Annotated in this window: 1 protein-coding gene; it reads right to left on the bottom strand. The window is 64.6% G+C overall.

What is annotated here, in order from left to right; translation table 11 throughout:
- The coding region (treS, locus tag AB0C35_RS46055; protein ID WP_358471043.1) for a maltose alpha-D-glucosyltransferase at positions 1 to 1,229 on the bottom strand (1,229 nt) is incomplete at both ends.

The following is a 1,229-nucleotide window of genomic DNA, read 5'->3' as shown; positions in this document are numbered from 1 at the left end:
TCGACGTAGGAGCCGACGCCGAAGACGGGGTGGCGTTGCCGGATCTCGATCATTTTGCGGGTCCAGTGCAGGAGTGATCCGGGGTTGTTGGCCTGGGCTTCGACGTTGACGGCTTGGTAGCCGTAGATGGGGTCCATGATGACGGGGAGGTAGAGGCGGGCGGGGTCGCATTTGGAGAAGCCGGCGTTGCGGTCGGGGGTCCATTGCATGGGGGTGCGGACGGCGTCGCGGTCGCCGAGCCAGATGTTGTCGCCCATGCCGATTTCGTCGCCGTAGTACAGGACGGGTGAGCCGGGGAGCGACAGCAGGAGGGCGGTGAAGAGTTCGAGTTGGTTGCGGTCGTTGTCCAGGAGGGGGGCCAGGCGGCGGCGGATGCCGATGTTGGCTTTCATGCGGGGGTCTTTGGCGTATTCGGTGTACATGTAGTCGCGTTCTTCGTCGGTGACCATTTCCAGGGTGAGTTCGTCGTGGTTGCGCAGGAAGATGCCCCATTGGCAGGATTCGGGGATTTTGGGGGTTTGGGCCATGATTTCGGAGATGGGGTAGCGCTGTTCGCGGCGGACGGCCATGAAGATGCGGGGCATGACGGGGAAGTGGAAGGCCATGTGGCATTCGTCGCCGCCGGCGGCGGGGTCGCCGAAGTATTCGACGACGTCGGCGGGCCATTGGTTGGCTTCGGCGAGCAGGACGCGGTCGGGGTAGAGGCGGTCGACTTCGGCGCGGACGCGTTTGAGGTAGGTGTGGGTTTCGGGGAGGTTTTCGCAGTTGGTGCCTTCGCGGGCGTACAGGTAGGGGACGGCGTCCAGGCGGAAGCCGTCGATGCCCAGGTCGAGCCAGAAGCGCAGGTTTTCCAGCATGGCGTCTTGGACGTGGGGGTTGTCGTAGTTGAGGTCGGGTTGGTGGGAGAAGAAGCGGTGCCAGTAGTACTGGCCGCGGACGGGGTCGTAGGTCCAGTTGGAGGATTCGGTGTCGATGAAGATGATGCGGGCGTCGGGGTAGCCGGTGTCGTCGTCGGCCCACATGTAGAAGTCGCCGAAGGGGCCGTCGGGGTCGGTGCGGGAGGCCTGGAACCAGGGGTGGGCGTCTGAGGTGTGGTTCATGACCAGGTCGGCGATGACGCGGATGCCGCGGGCGTGGGCTTGTTCGATGAGTTCGACGAAGTCGCCGAGTTCGCCGAAGTCGGGCAGGATGCGGGTGTATTCGGCGATGTCGTAGCCGCCGTCGCGCAG

Source organism: Spirillospora sp. NPDC048819, assembly GCF_040650055.1.
Taxonomy (GTDB): Bacteria; Actinomycetota; Actinomycetes; order Streptosporangiales; family Streptosporangiaceae; genus Spirillospora.
This window is presented reverse-complemented; position numbering and strand designations above follow the sequence as displayed.